Annotated in this window: 21 protein-coding genes; 5 read left to right on the top strand and 16 right to left on the bottom strand. The window is 36.5% G+C overall.

Going from position 1 to position 21,566, the window contains the following annotated elements; genetic code table 11:
• Positions 1 to 58: 58 nt before the first annotated feature.
• From der to B4D49_RS08930, 9 genes are all read right to left on the bottom strand, one after another.
• A complete protein-coding gene (der, locus tag B4D49_RS08970; protein ID WP_132868746.1) occupies positions 59 to 1,369 on the bottom strand; it encodes a ribosome biogenesis GTPase Der in 1,311 nt (436 codons plus the stop codon).
• Positions 1,370 to 1,506: 137 nt separating this feature from the next.
• Complete coding sequence (dnaI, locus tag B4D49_RS08965; protein ID WP_132868745.1) at positions 1,507 to 2,409, bottom strand: primosomal protein DnaI; 903 nt, start codon at positions 2,407 to 2,409, stop codon at positions 1,507 to 1,509.
• Between the two features lie 10 nt (positions 2,410 to 2,419).
• The gene (locus B4D49_RS08960; protein ID WP_286784153.1) at positions 2,420 to 3,571 is read right to left on the bottom strand and encodes a DnaD domain protein; all 1,152 of its coding nucleotides are present in this window, start codon (positions 3,569 to 3,571) and stop codon (positions 2,420 to 2,422) included.
• A complete protein-coding gene (nrdR, locus tag B4D49_RS08955; protein ID WP_199543028.1) occupies positions 3,558 to 4,052 on the bottom strand; it encodes a transcriptional regulator NrdR in 495 nt (164 codons plus the stop codon). Before nrdR ends, B4D49_RS08960 begins: the two co-directional genes overlap by 14 nt.
• 181 nt (positions 4,053 to 4,233) lie before the next feature.
• Positions 4,234 to 5,703: a sensor histidine kinase gene (locus B4D49_RS08950; RefSeq protein ID WP_288941083.1), complete on the bottom strand. Its 1,470-nt coding sequence runs from the start codon at positions 5,701 to 5,703 to the stop codon at positions 4,234 to 4,236.
• Positions 5,703 to 6,395 carry a response regulator transcription factor gene (locus tag B4D49_RS08945; RefSeq protein ID WP_199543042.1) on the bottom strand — a complete coding sequence of 231 codons (693 nt, stop codon included), beginning with the start codon at positions 6,393 to 6,395 and terminating at the stop codon, positions 5,703 to 5,705. Before B4D49_RS08945 ends, B4D49_RS08950 begins: the two co-directional genes overlap by 1 nt.
• Positions 6,396 to 6,636: 241 nt before the next feature.
• A complete protein-coding gene (locus tag B4D49_RS08940) occupies positions 6,637 to 7,170 on the bottom strand; it encodes a YceD family protein (RefSeq protein WP_286784151.1) in 534 nt (177 codons plus the stop codon).
• 146 nt (positions 7,171 to 7,316) lie between these two features.
• Entirely contained in the window at positions 7,317 to 8,216 is a 900-nt protein-coding gene (htpX, locus tag B4D49_RS08935; protein WP_132869959.1) for a zinc metalloprotease HtpX, read from the bottom strand.
• A gap of 117 nt (positions 8,217 to 8,333) precedes the next feature.
• A complete protein-coding gene (locus tag B4D49_RS08930) occupies positions 8,334 to 8,885 on the bottom strand; it encodes a LemA family protein (protein WP_132869960.1) in 552 nt (183 codons plus the stop codon).
• 307 nt (positions 8,886 to 9,192) lie between these two features.
• On the opposite strand from B4D49_RS08930, the gene rsmG reads away from it, so the two are divergent.
• The 3 genes from rsmG to ktrA are packed head-to-tail and all read left to right on the top strand — an operon-like array spanning position 9,193 to position 12,040.
• Positions 9,193 to 9,906, top strand: a complete 714-nt coding sequence (gene rsmG, locus B4D49_RS08925) for a 16S rRNA (guanine(527)-N(7))-methyltransferase RsmG (RefSeq protein ID WP_286784150.1) — start codon at positions 9,193 to 9,195, stop codon at positions 9,904 to 9,906.
• A gap of 58 nt (positions 9,907 to 9,964) precedes the next feature.
• On the top strand, positions 9,965 to 11,356 hold the full coding sequence (locus B4D49_RS08920) for a TrkH family potassium uptake protein (RefSeq protein ID WP_286784149.1): 1,392 nt from the start codon (positions 9,965 to 9,967) through the stop codon (positions 11,354 to 11,356).
• A 12-nt stretch (positions 11,357 to 11,368) separates the two neighbouring features.
• On the top strand, positions 11,369 to 12,040 hold the full coding sequence (gene ktrA / locus B4D49_RS08915) for a potassium uptake transporter gating subunit KtrA (protein ID WP_132869523.1): 672 nt from the start codon (positions 11,369 to 11,371) through the stop codon (positions 12,038 to 12,040).
• Between the two features lie 42 nt (positions 12,041 to 12,082).
• Here ktrA and B4D49_RS08910 read toward each other — a convergent pair whose 3' ends face one another.
• The 4 genes from B4D49_RS08910 to sstT all read right to left on the bottom strand — a co-directional run bounded on the left by B4D49_RS08910 (position 12,083) and on the right by sstT (position 16,654).
• Complete coding sequence (locus tag B4D49_RS08910; RefSeq protein WP_199543050.1) at positions 12,083 to 12,913, bottom strand: energy-coupling factor transporter transmembrane component T family protein; 831 nt, start codon at positions 12,911 to 12,913, stop codon at positions 12,083 to 12,085.
• A complete protein-coding gene (locus B4D49_RS08905) occupies positions 12,906 to 14,582 on the bottom strand; it encodes an ABC transporter ATP-binding protein (RefSeq protein WP_286784148.1) in 1,677 nt (558 codons plus the stop codon). Before B4D49_RS08905 ends, B4D49_RS08910 begins: the two co-directional genes overlap by 8 nt.
• Before the next feature lie 121 nt (positions 14,583 to 14,703).
• Positions 14,704 to 15,252 (bottom strand): ECF-type riboflavin transporter substrate-binding protein, encoded by a 549-nt coding sequence (locus B4D49_RS08900; protein WP_074482484.1) that lies wholly within the window; start codon positions 15,250 to 15,252, stop codon positions 14,704 to 14,706.
• A gap of 181 nt (positions 15,253 to 15,433) precedes the next feature.
• Positions 15,434 to 16,654 (bottom strand): serine/threonine transporter SstT, encoded by a 1,221-nt coding sequence (gene sstT, locus B4D49_RS08895; protein WP_199543057.1) that lies wholly within the window; start codon positions 16,652 to 16,654, stop codon positions 15,434 to 15,436.
• Between the two features lie 317 nt (positions 16,655 to 16,971).
• On the opposite strand from sstT, the gene brnQ reads away from it, so the two are divergent.
• A complete protein-coding gene (brnQ, locus tag B4D49_RS08890) occupies positions 16,972 to 18,345 on the top strand; it encodes a branched-chain amino acid transport system II carrier protein (protein ID WP_286784147.1) in 1,374 nt (457 codons plus the stop codon).
• A 46-nt stretch (positions 18,346 to 18,391) separates the two neighbouring features.
• Here the strand turns inward: brnQ and B4D49_RS08885 are convergent, their stop codons facing one another.
• Complete coding sequence (locus tag B4D49_RS08885) at positions 18,392 to 19,021, bottom strand: NAD(P)-dependent oxidoreductase (protein WP_199543063.1); 630 nt, start codon at positions 19,019 to 19,021, stop codon at positions 18,392 to 18,394.
• Between the two features lie 184 nt (positions 19,022 to 19,205).
• Between B4D49_RS08885 and B4D49_RS08880 the strand changes: the two genes are divergently transcribed.
• Positions 19,206 to 19,646, top strand: a complete 441-nt coding sequence (locus B4D49_RS08880) for an Rrf2 family transcriptional regulator (RefSeq protein WP_132869948.1) — start codon at positions 19,206 to 19,208, stop codon at positions 19,644 to 19,646.
• A gap of 30 nt (positions 19,647 to 19,676) precedes the next feature.
• On the opposite strand, the gene B4D49_RS08875 is transcribed toward B4D49_RS08880, so the two are convergent.
• Positions 19,677 to 20,369 carry a methionine ABC transporter permease gene (locus tag B4D49_RS08875; protein ID WP_132869949.1) on the bottom strand — a complete coding sequence of 231 codons (693 nt, stop codon included), beginning with the start codon at positions 20,367 to 20,369 and terminating at the stop codon, positions 19,677 to 19,679.
• Entirely contained in the window at positions 20,370 to 21,434 is a 1,065-nt protein-coding gene (locus tag B4D49_RS08870) for a methionine ABC transporter ATP-binding protein (RefSeq protein WP_199543066.1), read from the bottom strand.
• Positions 21,435 to 21,566 lie beyond the last annotated feature (132 nt).

The raw sequence follows: 21,566 nt of genomic DNA, 5'->3' as shown, positions 1-21,566 counted from the left end.
TAGTGAAATTTATCAAAATACATCAAAAAAAGCACCCATTAGGGTGCTTTAAATTTTATTATTTACGTTTGCGGGCAATCAAGTTGATTGGTGTACCTTCGAAACCGAAAGCTGCACGGATTTGATTTTCCAAGAAACGCATGTATGAGAAGTGCATAAGCTCTTCTTCGTTAACAAAGATAACAAACGTTGGTGGTTTAACGGAAACTTGTGTGCCGTAGAAGATTTTCAAACGTTTACCTTTATCTGTTGGTGTTGGGTTAATAGCAATCGCATCCATGATAACATCGTTAAGAACAGCTGATGGGATACGTTTGTTTTGGCTTTTGCTGATTTTCTTAATCATTTCAGGCAATTTATTCAAACGTTGTTTTGTCGCAGCAGATACGAAGATAATTGGTGCATATGACAAGAATTGGAATTGGTCACGAATATCTTCTTCCCATTTAGCAACTGTATGATTATCTTTTTCAATGGTATCCCATTTGTTAACAACGATAATAATCCCTTTACCAGCTTCATGAGCAAAACCAGCAATACGTTTATCATACTCACGGATGCCTTCTTCAGCGTTAATAACCATGAGAACAATATCTGAACGATCGATAGCACGCATTGAACGCATCACTGAGTATTTTTCAGTGTTTTCATAAACTTTACCAGATTTACGCATACCAGCGGTATCAATCATTGTGTATTCTTGACCTTCGCTGTCAGTAAAGTTTGTATCAATAGCATCACGTGTTGTACCGGCAATTGGACTTGCGATAACACGTTCTTCACCAAGAATAGCGTTAATTAAACTTGATTTACCAACGTTTGGACGACCAATCAAACTGAATTTAATGATATCTGGATTTTCATCTTCTTCTTCGACTGGAAGATTTTCAACGATAGCATCCAAAACATCCCCTGTACCAATCCCGTGAACAGATGAAACTGGATATGGATCACCAAGACCAAGTGAATAGAAATCGTAAATATCATTACGCATTTCTGGATTATCCACTTTATTGACAACTAGAATAACTGGTTTATTAGTACGGTACAAAATTTTTGAAACGTACTCGTCTGCATCAGTTACCCCTTCTTTTCCTGATACAACAAAAACAATAACATCTGCTTCTGTCATGGCGATATCAGCTTGGTGTTTGATTTGTTCCATAAATGGAGCATCAACATCATCGATACCACCTGTATCAATCAATGAAAACTTGCGGTTAAGCCATTCACCTGTTGTATAAATACGGTCACGAGTAACACCCTCGACATCTTCAACAATTGAAATACGCTCACCTGCGATACGGTTAAACAAAGTCGATTTGCCGACGTTAGGACGTCCGACAATAGCAACTGTAGGTAAAGCCATAGTTCTTAATACCTGTTCGGTAAAACAGTTTATCACTGCCTTAAGTGGCTGTTTGCCACACGAAAACATCACAAATGCCTTCGCCGATATTCCTTTCACATTCTTTTATCTATTATCACTATTAATGATTTGTACAATTAACGTCGATTTTCACCCTGAAGATGAATTTCTCGAGCTAAATAACGAATACGTTCCATCACACGTTTGGCTTGCCAAGTTTCATCACCAGAACGTGAGATTGAGAAATGTTCTTCAAGTCCCTTAAAATCAAGGTTAGAAGTGAAGAACGTTAAAAGATTTTCTTGCATACGATACTGAAGAATCACTTGAAGGACATCATCACGAATCCAAGAACTTTGTTGTTCAGCACCGATGTCATCCAAAACAAGAATCTCAGATTGCTTAATTTGGTCAATCTGTTCTTTTACGGTACCTGTGTTGATAGCATTTTTGATATCCACACAAAAAGTTGGAAAATGCAAGAGAGTTGTTGATTTACCATACTTAGCTGACAAGCGGTTAGCCAAATAGGCCATCAAATATGATTTCCCGACACCAAAAGTTCCAAAGACATAGAGTCCTTTTTGTGGTTTGTCCTCAAGATTTTTAATATAATCATTCAAATAATTATAAATCTCAATACGATTAGGATCCCCAAGGTCAATATCATCAGTTGAAATATGCTTAAGACTTGTTGGCAAACCAATCAATGTCACACGATTTTTGATATCCTGACGTTTTTTAGCTTCTACCAATTCACGAGTCTCTAGATAAATAACATCAGCGTAACCTTCATTCATACTAAGAGCTGGTTTATAGCCTTTTGCTACATAAGAAGCATCTTGATTTTGAAACTTCTCACGTTCTACCATGAACTGATTAAACTTAGGAAGACTACGATTAATCTGCTCTTGAGTCAAGCCATTTGACGTGATAAAATCAGCAATTTCCTTATCCGCTAAAATAGCTTGAGTCAATTCATTAAGATCAATTCGACTTTGGCGAAGCTGTTTAGCCAAGGTTTGTCCGATTTTTTCCATCACTCACTCCTTAATCTTCTAACATGCTACGTCTAAGCTCTTCAAGTTTCGCTTTTTCTTCAGCTGTCGCAACATGCTTGTATTCTTTAGCTGTCCACTCAGGGACATTGCTTTTAGTAACTTTCGCTTTCGCCTTGCGTTCTTTGTTTCGTTGTGCAAAACTACGCATTTTAAGAACTGCCGCTTCAGCTGTAGCAATTTTTTGGAAAGCAAAATCATTTGCTACCTTCATAATATAAGGTTTATTGATATTTGCCGACTGTGTTTTGTTTAAAGTGTAAAGAACCATAACGTTAATCACTTCATCTAGGAAATTCATATTAGCTAACTCTTCTAACACTTTACGCTCACTCTCGGTAACCACCGCACGACGAGGTGCCTTGATTTTTTCGAGAAATTCTTTAGCACTCGCTTGCTTAGCTTCTCGGATAATCACTTGTTCTTTAGCATCAAATTGGTCTTTACTTTGCGCACTACCAGATTTTTTTTGCTCAAGTTGTACAGTCATTCGTTGTGGGGAAATTTTCCCATTAATAGCTGTATTCTTTGCTAAACGATAGGTATCAAACCAATTCATTGTGTATTTATCAGCTAGGCTGTAAATTAAGACAACATCAGCCTTTTCGTCCTTAAATTGTAAGCCATCGCGTAACATCAAGCGTTCAAAACTATCTAAATCGAAATGATTCTTTGATACTGTCTTTGGAACAGAAGGATTTTCATCCACTGAAAAAATATCAGAGAATTTTTTTGAAACATCACGCGCATTATCAGGTAATGTCACATCCAATTCTGCTACAGCTACTTCGCCAATTCTTTGTTCCAATAAACGGCGATAAATGGGATTAGCCAAAAAAGTTTCGCGATTCAAAGCAGGCTGTAACTTCAAGACATAGGCGTCACGTGTTTGGTATAAAACCAATAAATCCACCGCTGTTAAAATCGCCAAAGCTTCCTCAACTTCCTGCATGCTAAGTTGTAAATGGTTGAGAATTTCACTAAACTTGTGACGTTTTACACCATCATCAAAGAAAGCCAAAAGATAATCATACAACAAAACCGCATGATTTCCAATGACTGGATGATAGAGCTGAGTTAAACTATCTGAATCCAACAAAACCTTGTTATTTTTGACATAAGAAAATTCATCAATCGGTCTCATCTAGCTTACTTCTTTTCTTCTTACTACGCACGCGATTCGTAATTTGCTGAAGAAGTTCCTCAATCTCATCAACATCTTTAAATGATTTGTAAACTGAGGCAAAGCGAACATAAGTAATTTCATCAAGTTCAGCTAACTCATCCATCACAAGGTTACCAATCACAGTACTTGGAACTTCACTTTCGTATTCACTACGAATTCTTTGTTCAATACGTGACACGACTTGTTCAATATCATCACTGGATACTGGACGTTTTTGTGCACTTTGGAAAATGCCATTTAAGATTTTTTCTCGAGAAAATTGTTCACGCGTTCCATCTTTTTTAATGACTAACAAGGGTAGTTCTTCGACGCGTTCAAAGGTTGTAAAACGCGCATGACAATTTTCACATTCACGGCGTCGTCTAATAGCATTACCATCCTCAGCTTGACGGCTATCAATGACGCTCGATTTATTATAATTACATTTTGGACAACGCATACAAACACCCCATTCTACCAATTATTCTAATACTTAATTTTAACATAAATTCAATCATTATGAAAGTAATACCAGTCCTACCTGGCTCAGTTGTCGCTTTCCCTTTTCTAAGAAAATATCATGTCATACTTTATTAGAAAAACGAACAGACCGAGAAGAGAGCTCAGTCTGTCTTTTAATGTTATTCTGCCATAACTCTCGGGATAACTAAAGTAAACTCAGTCCCCTCGTCAACAACGCTGCTGACACTAACTTTAAGGTTATAAGCATCTACAATTTGCTTAAGAATGGCTAAACCAATCCCAAGCCCACCTTGTGTCGAAACACGATTTCGTGACTTATCCGTGCGATAAAAACGTTCAAAAATATGATTTAAATCATCTTGTGAAATACCTTCACCCTCATCTCGAACTTTAACAATCGCATCATCACCTAAAACATCCAAAGTCACATGGATATTTTTACTACCTGAAGAATATTTAACGCCATTATCAATTAAAATCAAAATAGCCTGTTCAAAATGATGCTTGTAAATTTCAGCATAAATACAATCATCAATTGTCGATGTCAATGAGAAACGAAAATCTGGATACAGAATACGGAAATTACCTAAAACAACTTCGATTGCCTGTCTTAAATCAGTAATTTCTCCCTTGTGAAGGTCAAAACTTCCTTGCACACGAACCATATCCAACATATCATTTACCATAATAGACATTCGATCAGCTTCATGGTATGCAGCATCAAGACTTTCACACAATATTTCAGGATCATCTTTCCCCCAACGTTGTAGCAACCCTAGGTGTCCTTTAATAACAGCAATCGGCGTTCTCAATTCGTGACTAACATCACTAACAAAACGTGTTTGCCGCTTCGCATATCCTTCAATTTGCTCCAACATATTGTCAAAAGTTGCTGATAATTTCTCAATATCATCACCAGATTTAATATCAGATCTCAAGGCTAAATCACTTGGATTTTCAGAAAGCTCTTCTAAAAACGCTTGAAAATCTCTCAACGGTTTTAACGAACGGTGAGAAACTACCATTAATAGTTTAAAAATCAAACAAGCTTCAATCAGTTCAGAAACCAGTAAAATCGCGACTAAAGCGTGACGTGCCATATAGTAAGAAGCAAAGCCTTGGTAAACTGTTACGTAGCCAATAACCTCGCGACTATCTTTAGAATAAACCTTTTCACTTTGATAAAAACCACTAAAAGCTGGTGAACGATGTGTAGTCGTTTCACCAACTTTTCCGATTTTTATTGTTGATAACACTTTATTGGTTGTCAAAACTAATTGTTTATTTTTATCATAAATAGAAACATCTTGATTATCAAAAATCAAATCATCAATACCACCTTGCTTGTCAAAAACATAGGTTTTATTGCCATCTTCAACAAGTGAACCGGTTACATTGAATTGTTCCAACAAGTCTAATAAATTACCCTCTGTTAAAGAGGTTTCTTTAGACAAAAACTCCCTAACAACTTCAATAGCTTGTTCAGTGTTGTAGCGGTCTTGTGCAAGAAAAACTCGAGTCACCCCGATATAAACAAGCAAATTAAAGACCGATAAAATGAGCAAGACCCACTGAAGAGACGTTAAGGAAATTTTTTTAGATAATGACTTTTTAAAGCACTTTATCATTATTTTTCTCGAATAATATAACCCATTCCACGAACAGTTTGGATATATGATTCTTTACCAGGAATATCTACCTTACCACGAAGGTAACGGATGTAAACATCCACGACATTTGTTTCAATGTCAGTATCATAACGCCAAACACTTGCCAAAAGTTCTTCACGTGTCATCACGCGATTAACATTTGAAAGAAGTACGCTTAACAAATCATATTCACGTTTTGTTAATGAAATTTCATCATCACCACGTACTGCAGAACGATTTTGTGGATTTAAACGAAGTCCTAATAGACCTTCTTTTGCTTGACCTTCTTTGTCTTGTTTAGAATTAGCATCTTGACGACGGAATACAGCACGAACACGAGCCAATAATTCTTCAATTGCAAATGGTTTTACAATGTAATCATCTGCTCCACGGTCAAGACCAGCAACAATATCCATAATAGAATCACGAGCTGTCATCATGATGATTGAAGTGTCTTTTTCTAAACGAAGTCGACGTGTGATTTCGAATCCGTCCATATCAGGCAACATCAAGTCCAATAGAATCAAATCGAAATCATCATCTAAAGCTGTTTGGAGCCCCAAACGTCCATTTGTCTCAACAACTACTGAATACCCCTCATGTTGTAATTCTAAAGACACAAAGCGCGCAAGATTTTTTTCATCCTCAATAATTAAAATCTTTTTACTCATTGTCACCAACCTTTTATTTAATGTAAAGATTATAAAATCTAATAATTTGCCTAGTACACAGCTATCGTTACCGTTTTAATTTTCGTTCAATTTATGAGAAAAAAATCATCCATCACTCTATCCCTTTTTAATACAATTCTCAAAAATGACCTACTCAGCCAAGTATACTATATTGCTCTAAAAGTATATCAAAGTGTAAACGATAATTCAAGAAAATTTTATCTTTTTAATGAAAATTATATTAATCTTCAAACAAGCCATTTAAGGCAGAAAATGGGTTATTTTCCTTTTTCTTTTCATTTTGTAATGCCTCATATTGATCTTCTGTCATGACTGACCAATTTTGACCTGAAGGCATATCATCTGATTGACGTTCGTCGTCACTCAAAACTTGCATTGGAATTGTCAAAAGAATATTATCGATTGCACTTTCTTCCAAATCAATAAAATCATCTTCTAGTACTAAAGCAAGATTTTCTTTAACTAAATCTTCTTTAGCGTGAAGATCAGCAGACTCAACAAAAACCTCTGATACTTCTTCAACCTGGTGAACATCCACAGGTTGCATAGAGCGACTAGATGGCAATGTAATAGTATAATCCAATCGATAGTTCAAAAGATACAATCCATCATCATATGAAACAATTCCGTTTACTGAAACTTCTTTTACATCTAAAACTTCACTTGAGCGTTGCATTAATTTTTCTTTAATATTCAAAGATTCATTAAAAGCAATCCCCTCAGTATTTTTCTTTATTTCTGAAATAGCTATCATCAACATTCTACCCCTTTTAAATTTCCATACCATTATATCAGCTTTTTTAGCTCTTGTCTTTATGTTATTGATGTCAAATCCACTATCGTAAAAAAATTATTTATTATTTTATAAAAAGCTCACAATAAATGCGAGCTTTCACTATTTTACATATGACGGAGACGATCAATACGATCTGCAATAGAAGGGTGTGTATTGAATAGAGAACTTAGGCGTTCACCTTTTTTAAGTGGGTCATTAATATACAATGCAGCACTTGCTTGGTCTACTGGATGATGCATTGGTGAAGAATTTTCAAGCTTTTGAAGTGCCTTAATCATGCCTTCTGGGTTACGAGTCAATTCAACAGAGCTAGCGTCAGCAAGAAATTCACGTTGACGTGAAATAGCAAGTTGAACTAGAGTCGCTGCCAGAGGAGCCAAGATCAATGAAATCAATGATAATATTAGCACAATAATTCCCATTGCTCCTTCATCTCGATCATTAGAACGTCGACGATTGCCACCACCAAACCACATCATTCGGCTACCAAAACTAGCAATCATGGTTACAGCGCTAGCAAGAGCCACTGCAATTGTTGAAATACGAATATCATAATTGCGAATATGACTAACTTCGTGTCCAATAACACCTTCAAGTTCTTCACGATTCATTAAAGCTAACAAACCAGTGGTTGCTGCTACAGCTGCATTTTCTGGACTTGATCCAGTTGCAAAAGCATTAAGCGAGTCATCTTCCACAATAAAAACACGTGGCATTGGAATTTGGGCAACCATGGCCATGTCTTCAACGATATGATAAAGTTGTGGTGCTTCTTCTTCACTTACCTCACGCGCATTATTCATAGACATCACGACATTAGTTGATTGAAAAATCATACTCACTGCGTAAATGCCACCAATAATCAAAGCAATAACAACACCAAAGCTTAAGCTATCCAACCAAAGATAACCCACGGCTGCACCAATCGCAGCCAAAATCAAGAAGAAAACAAATAGCAAAACAACCGTTTTACGTTTGTTGCTAGCAATTTGATCATATAACATAATGTTCTTTCTAACTGAAAGAGCCCCTTTAAGCCTTATCAACTACCTAAAGAGACTCCTTACTATTCCTTTCTTTTAAGATAATTGTCTTAAAAAATTGTCGCATAATACAATTGATTAAAAATCAAATGACACTTTTGGTGTTTCTTTTTCATCTTCAGGTGTTTCCAAGAATTGACTTGGTTTAAATCCGAAAAGACCTGCAATAATGTTAGTTGGGAATGTTTCCAATTTCACGTTGTAGTTTGCTGTAGTTGTGTTGAACAATTGGCGTGAATAAGAAATTTTATTTTCAGTATTTGTCAACTCGTCTTGCAATTTAATAAAGCTATTGTTTGCTTTTAATTCAGGATAATTTTCAGCTACCGCAATCAAACCTGACAATTGTTTTGTAAGAGCGTTTGAAGCATGCATAGCTTCTGCAGGAGTTTGTGCTTGTGCTACTTGGCTACGTAATTCTGTAATTTTAGCAAATGTTTTTTCTTCGTAAGCAGCATATCCTTTAACTGTTTCAATCAAATTTGGGATAAGATCGTTACGACGTTTTAGTTGAACATCAATTTGACTCCAAGATTCTTTGGTTTGCATGCGGCTTTTAACAAGTCCATTATAAGCAGTAACTCCCCAGAGTACTAGGACAGCAACGATAGCAATAATAATAAAAATCATAAATTCCTCCTCGGGTATGACACCCATTCTAACTGAATTAAGCTTTCTAACCCCTAGGCTCTAGGTAAAAAGCTTCCTACGAAAACGATTTAAATCCTTCCAAGACCATTATATCAATTTTCATGTCATTCTAAAAGAAAATAGCTATAGAATACTAAAATACTCTGACAATTTCCCCCTTAGACCAAAATAGGTCCTAGATATCACTCCTAAATTTTTTATGGTAAAATAAGATGATATAGATTGAAATGGAAAGGACACTTAAAGAAATACGATTTTGATTAATCACTTTCTTTAAATTTAACACATGACACCTGAAGAATTTTATGACAGACTTCATCAGCAAGGTTTTGACTTGACTGATACTCAAAAGAAACAATTTGAACGTTACTTTGAACTTTTGGTTGAATGGAATCAAAAAATCAATTTGACAGCCATCACAGATAAAGAAGGCATCTACCTCAAACATTTTTATGATTCTATCGCACCCGTTTTGCAAGGTAAAATCACTAATCAAGCCATTCGACTTTTGGACATTGGAGCTGGCGCTGGTTTTCCAAGTATTCCTATTAAAATCTTGTGTCCAGATATTGATGTTACAATCATTGATTCTCTAAACAAACGCATCAATTTCCTTAATCTCTTAGCAGAAGAGCTGGGTCTAGATGGCGTTCATTTCTACCATGGCCGTGCTGAAGATTATGGACAAGATAAAGCATTCCGCGCTAGCTATGACATCGTTACAGCACGTGCAGTAGCTCGTCTTCAAGTTTTGACTGAATTAACCATTCCTTTCTTAAAAGTTGGTGGTCAGTTAATTGCTCTTAAAGCATCTGCTGCTGAAGAAGAATTGGCTGATGCTAAAAATGCCATGTCAGTTCTCTTTTCAAAACTCATTGAAAACTATCATTATGAATTACCAAATGGTGATAGTCGTCAAATCACAATCCTTGAAAAGAAAAAAGAAACTCCAAACAAATACCCACGTAAGGCGGGTATGCCAAATAAAAAACCTCTTTAATGGGATAATATTGAAAATTAAGTGGCTCTATTTAATGGCCACTTAATTACTATTCTTTATGGAAAGGGATATTCAATTGACTAGATTTTTAAAACGGCTATCTGGTACCCAACGGCTAACTTTTAGCTTCTTGATTGTTATTTTAGTAGGTAGTATCTTACTGTCACTTCCTATTACGCATTACCAAAATGCCCCAGCAACAACTTATCTCGATCATTTGTTTACTGTAGTTTCTATGGTTTGTGTGACCGGCTTGTCTGTCTTTCCTGTTGCTGATATCTACAACGGACTTGGACAAGTTATCGCTGTCATTTTGATGCAAATCGGTGGGCTTGGACTGGTTACATTACTGGCTGTTAGCACCTATATTCTTAGAAAACGAATGAATTTATCTGAGCAAAACATTTTACAATCTGCTCTAAACTATGACAATAGTGGTCATCTTAAACGTTATTTATTTAACGTCTATAAAATTACTTTTATTATCGAAGCCTTGATTGCAGCACTATTTCTCATTGACTTTATTCCGAGATTTGGACTAGGGCATGGAATTTTCAATGCTATCTTTCTGGCAGTCTCCGCTTTTTGTAATGCTGGATTTGATAATCTTGGCGGAGATAGTTTAAAACCGTTCGTTTTAAATCCACTCCTTAACCTTCTCTTTATGACCTTAATTGTATCAGGGGGAATCGGGTTTACTGTTTGGGTTGATATCAAACGAGCTATTAAACAATTCTTTACTGATAGACCTCGTCGTCTGAAGACTTTTACTCGTCAATTAAGTAATCAAACGCGTCTAGTGCTAATAACAACAGCTGTTATTCTCTTACTTGGGACTGTGATAACATGGCTCTTTGAAGCTAATAACCCTAAAACAATTGGTCACTACAATCTTTTCCAACAATTTATGGTTAGCCTATTTCAAACAGTCACAATGAGGACTGCTGGTTTTGCAACAATTTCTTATTTAGATACGCATCCTGCTACCAATATCCTTTACATGATTCAAATGATTATCGGTGGGGCACCTGGTGGTACTGCCGGTGGGGTAAAAGTAACGACCGTAGCCATGACTTTCTTACTCTTTAAGTCAGAGTTAGCTGGTCAAACAGAAGTAACTTTCCGTCACCGCATTATTCCAAATCGAGTAATCAAACAAACCTTGACAGTTTTAATTTTCTTCTTTTCTGTCTTAATTGTTGGCTACATTCTTTTACTTGAATTTGAACCTAACCACACGCCAATGGCTTTACTATTCGAATCAGTATCTGCTATTGCGACAGTAGGTGTCTCTATGGATTTGACACCACAATTATCGACAGGTGGAAGACTTATTATCATGGCAATGATGTTCATCGGACGTGTCGGTCCGCTTACCGTTCTCCTTAGTCTTCTTCAAAAGAAAGAAAAAGATATTCAATACGCACAGACAAATATTACAGTCGGTTAGAGAGGGAAATTTATGAGAAAAAAAATTATTGGTGTTCTTGGACTTGGAATTTTTGGACGAAATGTTGCCAAAGAACTTAGTAAATTCGAACAAGATGTTATCGCAATCGATATCAACCCAAGTCTCGTTCAAAATGTTTCAGATGTGGTCAAAAAAGCTGCTGTAGGAGACATTACTGATATTGACTTTTTGAAGGCTCTCGGTATTAATCAATGTGATACAGTAGTTGTTGCAACTGGTAACAACCTAGAATCATCTGTTTTAGCTGTTATGCACTGTAAAAAACTTGGTGTCAAAAACATTATCGCTAAAGCTAAAACCAAAACTTATGAAGAAGTTCTTTACGGTATTGGAGCAAGTAAAGTGATTATGCCAGAGCGTGATTCTGGTAAACACGTCGCAGCTAACATGCTTCGTCACCATATTGAAAATATTGTTCATTTAGAAGAAAAATTAGCCATGGTGGAATTCTCCGTTCCTGATTCTTGGGTAGGTAAGAACCTTATCCAATTGGACGTTCGCAACAAATACGAAATTAACATTATCGGTATTCGCCGAGATAATTCTTCTGCTATCGATACTCACGTTGACCCAACACGTGCTTTTGAAGCCGATACAGAAGTCATTGCGATTGCTAGTGATGATACTTTTGAAAAATTTGACTATCTTGGTTATTTGAAATAAATAAAAAGCGTATTGCTCTTTTAAAGCAATACGCTTTTTATTTTATTGCCATGGATTGTAAAAACGTCCATTATTCCATTTGAAAAGGAATAATGTGATAAAGACAATCACAATAGCTAAAACAATTGTCAAAATATCAGCTATGGTAAAGTTTTTATAAGTGTACCAAGTACGCTTTTTATTTTTACCAAAGCGACGTAATTCCATTGCTGTTGAAACCGTATCGATACGCTCAAGAGAGCTAAAGATCAAAGGGATAACGATTTGTAGATTTCCTTTTATACGCTTCATCAATTTTTCTTTTGAAGATAATTCAAGTCCACGCGCTTCTTGAGACATTCGAATCATGTAAAATTCTTCCTGAACATCTGGAATGTAGCGTAGTGTTAAACTAACGGCATAAGCCACCTTATAAGGAACACCAATTTGATTAAGGCTTGAAGCAAATTGACTGGGGTGTGTTGTCATCAAAAACAGGACTGCCAAAGGTACCGTACAGAAGTATTTTAGAGCCAAATTAAACAAGTAAAATAATTCCTGACTTGTGAGATAAAAGCGACCATAACCTTGCCATAGGACAGTCTTTACGCCATAAATAGTCTCACCATAACTTGGCTCAAATAAATAAACCATCAAAACATTTAAAAGAGCAAAGAAAGCAATGAATTTAATCACAAACGACACTTGCTGCCAACGAATGTTTGCCATTTTAAACAAAGCCAACGAAGAAAGCCCGACAAGTACAATCAAGCGTGTATCATAAGTTGTCATGCAAGCTACTGATACCAAAATGAAGAAGATTAATTTACTAGCTCCAGACAATTGATATAAGAAGCCTCGGCCACTTTGATAACCAATAAAATGATTAGTCATGACATCCTCCCTGCTGTTTAATGTAATAATGCGTCAAATCAATCGGATTTATCCCTAATTTTTCAGCTAAATCAAAAAGACTTGTCTTTTTGAGATTAGTTTGCTCTAAAATCTCTACTTGATTAAAGAGGGAAACTGGTGAACAATCCGCAATGATTTTACCATCACTCACGACAATACTACGATCTGAGTACTCTAACATCAGTTGCATATCATGCGTAATCATAATGATAGTGTGTCCAGCCTGATTCAATTGATTGAGGAATGTCATAATTTCGGTGTAATGACGCTTATCCTGACCAGCTGTTGGCTCATCCAATAAAATAATTTCTGGATTCATGACTAAAACAGAAGCAATCGTGACACGTTTCTTTTGACCAAAAGATAAAGCTGAAATTGGCCATTTTCTAAATTCATATAAGCCACAAACTTTTAAAGTTTCCAAAACTCGTTTTTCAATTTCTGACTCATCTACACCTCGTAATCTTAAACCAAGTGCTACTTCATCAAAAATCATGGTTTGACTAATCATTTGATTTGGATTTTGAAGCACATAACCAATTTTTTCAGCACGTTCCTTAATAGAATCCTGCATGATAGACTGTCCTTGGTAACAGATATCTCCAGCAGGTTTAATAAACTGGCAAAGTGCTTTAGCTAAGGTTGATTTACCAGCACCATTTTTCCCAACAATAGCAATTCGTTCTCCCTTATGAATAGCAAAGCTAACATCTTTTAAAATAGGGCAATTATCTTGGTAAGCAAATTGCAATTGCTTAACTTCTAAAATCGGATCCTTTGCCACCACTTCACCAGATTGACTTAAACCTGTAACGGTAATATCTGACAAATCCAGTTGATTCAAATCAGATAAATGTTCTGCTTTTGTCACATCTACATTTAAATCTTTCAAAGCAGTCACATAAAGAGGTTCACGAATCCCGTTTTCAACCAATAAGTCACTCTTTAACAAATCATCAGGATGCCCATCAAACAAAATCTGACCGTCATTTACCAAAATCACTTTATCAACATGACGATATAACACATCCTCAAGTCGATGTTCAATAATAATGGTTGTTGTTTTTCCTTCTTGGTGAATACGATCGATGAGCTCAATCGTTTCTTGCCCAGATTTCGGATCTAAATTAGCCAGTGGCTCATCAAAAAGCAAGATTGGACTTTCATCAATCAAAACTCCAGCTAAACTCACGCGCTGCTTCTGACCGCCTGATAAATCTTGAGGACGACTATCTAGAAAAGCTGTTAAATCAAGTTTCTCAGCCCAATAATTAACTTTATCAGTCATTTGAGACAAAGGAAGGCAATCATTTTCAAGTGCAAAAGCTAAATCTTCTGCCACCGTCAAACCAATAAACTGACCATCTGGATCTTGTAATACAGTAGAAACAAGATGTGACTTATCATAAATCGACAAGTCAAAGGCATCCTTGCCATCAATCAAAAGTTGACCGCTTTTTTCTCCATGATTAATATTTGGAATAATCCCATTTAAACATTGTCCAATAGTTGATTTTCCTGACCCTGATGGTCCAACAATCAGGACTTTTTGCCCTCTCTCAATGGAGAGATTGAGGGATTTTAATGTTGGCTCTGCTTGAGCATCATATTTAAAAGTGAAATCCTTAAAGTGAATAAGGGGTTCCATGATTCTTCTCCTAAGAAATGATTAAGAGTAGGATAACCTTGTCATCCTACCCCGTTATAATACTAGAATGCTATCATTATAGCTAAGACAAGACTTTCCAGTCCTGCTTTTCAAAAGAGACTTAGTCTTTTGTTAGGCTACCTGATTGTGTACGTGTTTTTGAATAAACAGCTAAAAGCAATGAACCACCAATAGCAATGGTCAAACTATTAATAACTGCTGATAAAATCCCTTGCGTAAAGACTTTACTTGCAGGTTCACTATAAATCAAAATATCACCATATGGTGCAATAATTCCCCAGCCAATCACATTAGCTAAAATTTGTACACCATTAAACCATGCAAAATCTTTTTTAGTCAGTTTACCTTTTTCAATATTGATTTTTTTAGCCACAAGACCGATAGCTAAACCAATCAATCCACTCACAATAACCCATGTCCACCATGGTGAACCATATTGAAGAGCATCTTTCAAAGCATGTCCAATAAAGCCCGAAAAGAATCCAACCGTCGGACCGTAAATAACTGCAAACAAAGCAATAACAGCATATTGCAATTGAATATTAGTATTTGGAATAGGGGTTGGAATATTAATCAATGTCCCGATGATAATAAACAGTGCAGCTCCAATCCCAGTAGCCACAACAGTCTTGATTGAATTATTTTTCATGACTCAATCTCCTTTATAATAAACTTATCTATTTTTTCTAAGTAAAATGCTTTAGAAACCTTACTTTAATGCCGTTTTATTTTACCACAAATAAGGGATATTTTAAAGATGCTTATTTTTTGAGCTAGCCATAAGAGAACTTTATACAAAAAAAGCTGAGCTTTCACTCAGCTATCTATTATTAATTAGCTTTTTTCTTTTTGCCCCAAACAGATTTTTCAGCAACTGCTGTAAAGAGAACATCTGTTGAAGAGTTCAAGGCTGTTTCACATGAGTCTTGAACGACACCGACGATAAATCCGACACCAACTACTTGCATTGCAAGGTCGTTTGAAATACCAAACAAGCTACATGCGACTGGTACTAGAAGAAGTGAGCCTCCAGTAACACCAGATGCACCGCAAGCTGATACTGCAGACAAGACACTTAGTAAGAAAGCTGTTGGAAAATCAACATGAATACCAAGCGTATTAACAGCAGCAAGCGTCAAGACGTTGATTGTAATCGCAGCACCACCCATATTAATAGTAGCCCCAAGTGGGATAGACACTTTATAAGTATCTTTGTTCAAGCCTAAATCTTCACAAAGTTTCATATTAACTGGAATATTAGCAGCTGAACTACGTGTGAAGAAGGCTGTCAATCCAGAATCTTTCAAGCAACGGAAAACCAATGGGTATGGATTTTTGCGCATAAAGATAAAGGCAATAAATGGATTAACGACCAAAGCTACAAAGAACATTGTCCCGACAAGAGCCAAAATCAAGAAACCATAATTGGCTAAAATTTTAACCCCATTATCTGAAATTGTCTTAAAAACAAGTCCTAAAATACCAAATGGTGCCAAATTAATAATCCAACGAACCACTTGTGAAGTGACTTCTGCCATTGTTTGCAAAAGCTCTTTAGTTGCTCCATTAGAATTTCTAAAAGCTAGTCCAAAAATAACAGCCCAAGTCAATACACCGATATAGTTAGCTGAGCCCAAAGCATTAATTGGGTTATCAACCATTTTTAACAATAGACTGTGGAAAACTTGCCCAACTCCTTCAGGAGATGACAATTTTGGTTGCGTGGCAGTATCCAAGGTGAGAGTAATTGGGAAAATGTAATTCACCACAACAGCAACAAGAGCAGCTGCTAAGGTCCCAACAAGGTAAAGCCCAATGATCGTTGACATATTGGTCTTTTGTCCCTTTTCATTTTGTGACAATGCACTAGCAACCAAAACAAAGACAAGTAATGGCGCTACCGCTTTAAGACCACCAACGAATAAATCTCCTAGGATACCAATTGCAGAAACCTTAGGAAGAGTCATTCCTAAAATAAATCCAATAATGACTCCGATGATGATTCGTTTGATGAGACTAGTTCTATTCCAAACACTAATAAATCGTTTCATGGTAGCTCCTCAAAAAAATATTAACGGTTTTAATCATAATATAAAACAGGCTCTTCGTCAAACTAATTATGGTATATTTTATGCCATGACAGCGCTTTAAATGCAGTTTTTTTCAATTTTTTGAAAATTTTGTGATTATTTCTAACATGGCTTGTCCCCGATATGACAACAAATGTCAGTTTTTTAGCAAAAAAACAGCGATTTTCTTCTATTGACGTTAGAAATGGAGTTCGATATAATAATCTGCGCATCATTTTGCTTTATGAGAGAGTTTAACTAAGCAAAATGCTATATCGTTTTTTATTAGGAGGACATTAATGAAACCTGTCAAAAATATCTATATTATCATCGGTTTCATGTTATTTGCTTTATTCTTTGGGGCAGGTAATCTGATTTATCCCGCCTTTTTAGGGATATATTCTGGAAGCAACCTAGCATTAGCCATTCTTGGTTTCTGTTTAACTGGTGTCACACTTCCTCTTTTAGGGGTTGTCGCTGTAGCCTATTCTGGTGCTAGTGACATTGAAGATTTTGCTCGCCCAGTTTCGCGCCATTATGCTTTGCTATTTTCAATCGCGCTTTACTTATCTATCGGGCCATTCTTTGCCATTCCAAGAACGGGAGCCACATCTTTCTCAATTGGTATCGAACCAATCTTTGGTGACAATCTGATTGCAAAAGCAGTTTACGGTTTGGTTTTCTTTGGGATTTCTTACTTTTTAGCGATTAAACCAAATAAAATCGCAGACCGTATCGGGAAATACCTAACACCCGCTCTTTTGATTATCATTGCAATTTTGATCGTTGCATCATTTGTTAAACCTGCTGGTGAAATCGGAGTGGCTCATAACGCTGCTAATGACATCAGCAATGCCTTTAAAGATGTTCCGTTCGTTGCAGGGCTTATTCAAGGTTATGGAACAATGGATGCACTTGCTTCACTTGCCTTTGCCATTATCGTTATTGATGCTAGTAAATCACACGGTGCAAAAGGAAAAGCTGAAGTTGCTAGACTGACATTCAAATCAGGACTAATTGCTACTGTACTACTTGCACTTATTTATATCTTTGTTGCACGTATCGGTGCTTCATCACAAAGTCTTTTTGATTTTGCTAACGGACACTTCATGTTCAAAGGGGAAGCCATTGATGGTGGTAACATCCTCGGACAAGCTGCTCACTTCTATCTTGGAAGTATCGGACAAATCATCCTTGCTGCAGCTATTTTCCTTGCTTGCTTAACAACAGCAACTGGTTTGATTACTGCCTGTGCAGAGTACTTCCACAAATTGCAACCAAAAGTTTCTCACGTTTCTTGGGCAACTCTCTTCACTTTGATTGCACTATTCTTCTACTTCGGTGGTCTTTCTGAATTGATCAAATGGTCACTTCCAGTACTTTACTTGCTCTATCCATTAACAGTCGTTATTATCTTCTTAGCCTTGCTATCAAAATTCTTCAAGAAAGATCGCATCGTTTACCAAATTACCATTGGCTTTGCAGCCATTCCTGCTCTTTACGATGCCCTCTCAACACTTGCTAAAATGACTGGACTTTTCAGCCTACCAGCAAGCCTTGTTAATTTCTTCAATGGATTCGTTCCACTTGGACAATTCTCCCTTGAATGGATTAGCTTTGCCATCGTTGGATTCATTGTTGGATTTATCCTACACAAGACTAAAAAAGCTTAATAATAGCAAAACCAACCTTCATAACGAGGGTTGGCTTTTTTGTTGTTTATTTTCCAAGTAAACTAATACGTTCTTGAATGTGTTTGGCATTTTCAATCTCATCAACAAATCCAAGAGCATAATCCGCATAGCTAATAGCACTTTCACCCTTGTCGTTGAATGTCAATTCTTCACCAGCAAGAATGTATTCTCCTGTACGTTTACCATCTGCTTGGAAATCAATGGCTGGACTGATGAAAGTCCATTTGACATCATGACGTTCACGGATTTCTGCTAAGGACTGACGTTGAGCACTAGCAAGTGGTCTAAATGCTTCTGGAAATTCTGGTGTGTCAACCAATTGCACCGTGTGCTCTGGGTTAACATAAAGACTTCCTGCACCACCGACAATCATCAAACGTGTGTCAGTACCTGAAAGCAAATCAGCCAAATGTTTTTGCGAATCGCTGTGAAGATGAAGCTGGTCTTCTGTCCAAGCCCCAAAAGCATCCACAACCACATCAAAGCCAGCCAAATCTTCTTTTGTTAAGTCAAATAAGTCTTTTTCAATAACTTTCTGAGCTTTTGATTTATTAGAACTACGAACAACTGCTGTGACATCATGTCCGCGATTAAGCGCTTCTTCAACAATTAATCGACCTGCTTTACCATTTGCGGCAACTACTGCAATTTTCATAATGATTCCTCCAAAATATAAATAATTTCTTTTTGTTGTAACATATTTTGTTACAACTATATCTATAGTATATTCCTCTTTAGATGTAATGTCAAGAGTTACAACAAAAAGTTGTAACTTTTTTAATGACAACAAAAATATGCTATAATACTCTTAACAAATTAGATTAGTACAAGGAGAAAAAATGCCCTATTCAACTCGACTAGCAACTTCCGTTCATATTCTGTTAGCCATTTATCATTTTGAAAATGAAGCAAAAGTGACTTCTACTTTTCTAGCTAAAAGTATCCAGACTAACCCTGTTATTGTGCGTAACTTACTAGGAAAATTGCAAAAAGCTGACTTAGTCAAAGTCGAAGCTGGTGTTGGCGGAGCACATTTGACCAAAGATCCTAAAGAGCTCACTTTCTGGGATATTTTCCAAGCTGTCGAAGATAAAGATAAACCTATTTTTAAAGCTAATGATGATACCAACCCAAATTGCCCAGTTGGTCGCGTGGTGAACTCCGTTTTACAACCACGTATTGATGAGGTTCAAGAAAATTTTAAAGCTTCTCTCGAGAATATCACTCTTGCTAGTCTCATTACAGACATGGACAATAAAATAGCACAAAACAATCATTAAGCACTTCTGTTTTCACAGAAGTGCTTTTTTCTATTTATGACTTAGTTTTTTAGTGAGGAAGTCTCCGATAAATTGGATAATAAAGACTAGGATAAGGATACAGATTGTTGCAACGATAGTGACATCTGTTGCTGAGCGGTTATAACCATAGTAAATAGCAATATAACCAAGTCCACCAGCTCCAATCGCACCCGCCATAGCTGTTTCACCGATAAGTGAGATGAGCGTTACTGTTGAGACACGGATAAGTTCTGGCAAACCTTCGCTAAGGTAAATTTTGATAATATCCCAAAGAGTAGCTCCTGAAGCTTGTGCGGCTTCAATAACACCTCTATCCATTTCTGAAAAGACAACTTGAACCTGACGAGCATAGAAGGCAAATGTCGCTGCTGATAGCGGAACTAGCGCCGCTGTTCGACCTAGGTTTGTTCCAACAATTGTATATGTGAAAGGTTTTAAAATAGCCAACAAGATGATGAAAGGAATGGCACGAACGATTGACGTAAAAATATCCAAGACTTTAAAGCCAAAACGATTACTTAGCACACCGCTTGGTCCTGTTAATACCAAGAATAGCCCCATAACAAGCCCTAAAAGACCACCAATTACAAACGACCATCCTGTCATATAAATAGTTGCTGAAAAGGCATCAGACCAAGAATTTGTCCCTTCCCAGCCGATACGGTATACATCAGGCATATTTGTAGCAATCCATTCAATCATTTAGGCACCTCGTTTCAATACTGTTAATTCAATTCCCGCAGCAAGAATAGCTTCTTGTGCACCTGCAAGAGCATCAGCATCACCAGACAAGACAACAATCATCTCACCAACTGGTGTATCGTCTAGAATTTCAATATTTCCGTAAAGAATATTGGCAGTTACTTCAAATTCTTTGTAGATTTGGTTAAGAATTGGTTCATCAGTAGATGTTCCAGCATATTTCAATTGAACAAGTAAATCATCTTTTGGAAGATTTTTCACAATAGCTTGTTTTTCAATTTTAACCAAGGCATCCTCAATACCAGTTGCTGTTTTGATGAACTCTTGCGTCAATGGTTCTTTAGGATTTGAGAAGATATCTAGAACTGATCCTTCTTCAATCAAGTGACCATTTTGCATAACGGCCACACGGTGACAGATATCTTTGACGATTTGCATTTCGTGAGTAATCATAACTACTGTCAAACCAAGTTTTTGGTTCAATTCTTGCAAAAGTGCCAAAATTTGTTTTGTTGTTTTTGGGTCAAGTGCAGATGTTGATTCATCAGAAATCAAAATTTCTGGGTCATTCGCTAACGCACGCGCAATTGCCACACGTTGTTTTTGACCACCTGATAATTGTGACGGATAATTTTCAGCACGATCTGACAAGCCTACTAATTCAAGCAAATCAGCGACTTTTTTGTCTTTTTCTTCTTTTGATAATTTTGAATGGCGAAGCGCAAAAGCCACATTTTGGCGCGCTGTTTTTTGCGCCATTAAATTAAAATGTTGGAAAATCATCCCAATTTTTTGACGTTTTTGACGAAGGGCAGCTCCTTTTAGTTGAACTTTACCATCGGCAAAAGTAACATCATCACCAATCGTGATTTTCCCTGCTGTTGGGGCTTGCAAAAGATTAATCGTACGTACTAATGTTGATTTTCCTGCCCCAGAATAACCAACAATCCCATAAATATCACCTTTGTTAATAGCAATCGAAACATCTTTTACTGCTTCTACAGTACGTCTTTTCTGACGAAAAGTAATGTCGATATGCTCCAAATTAATAATCGGTTTTGTCATAACTCTTACTCAACTCCTCAGTCATTTCAATCTAATCTTTTATCCATAACTAGCATCCTTTTCAACTCTTGAAAGTTAAAAAGACTTATTTTTCTAAACTTTCCAACTTAATATTCTACCATATTCTGGTAA

The sequence above is a fragment of the Streptococcus sp. UBA4344 genome, from assembly GCF_002393675.1.
Lineage (GTDB): Bacteria > Bacillota > Bacilli > Lactobacillales > Streptococcaceae > Streptococcus > Streptococcus vicugnae.
This window is presented reverse-complemented; position numbering and strand designations above follow the sequence as displayed.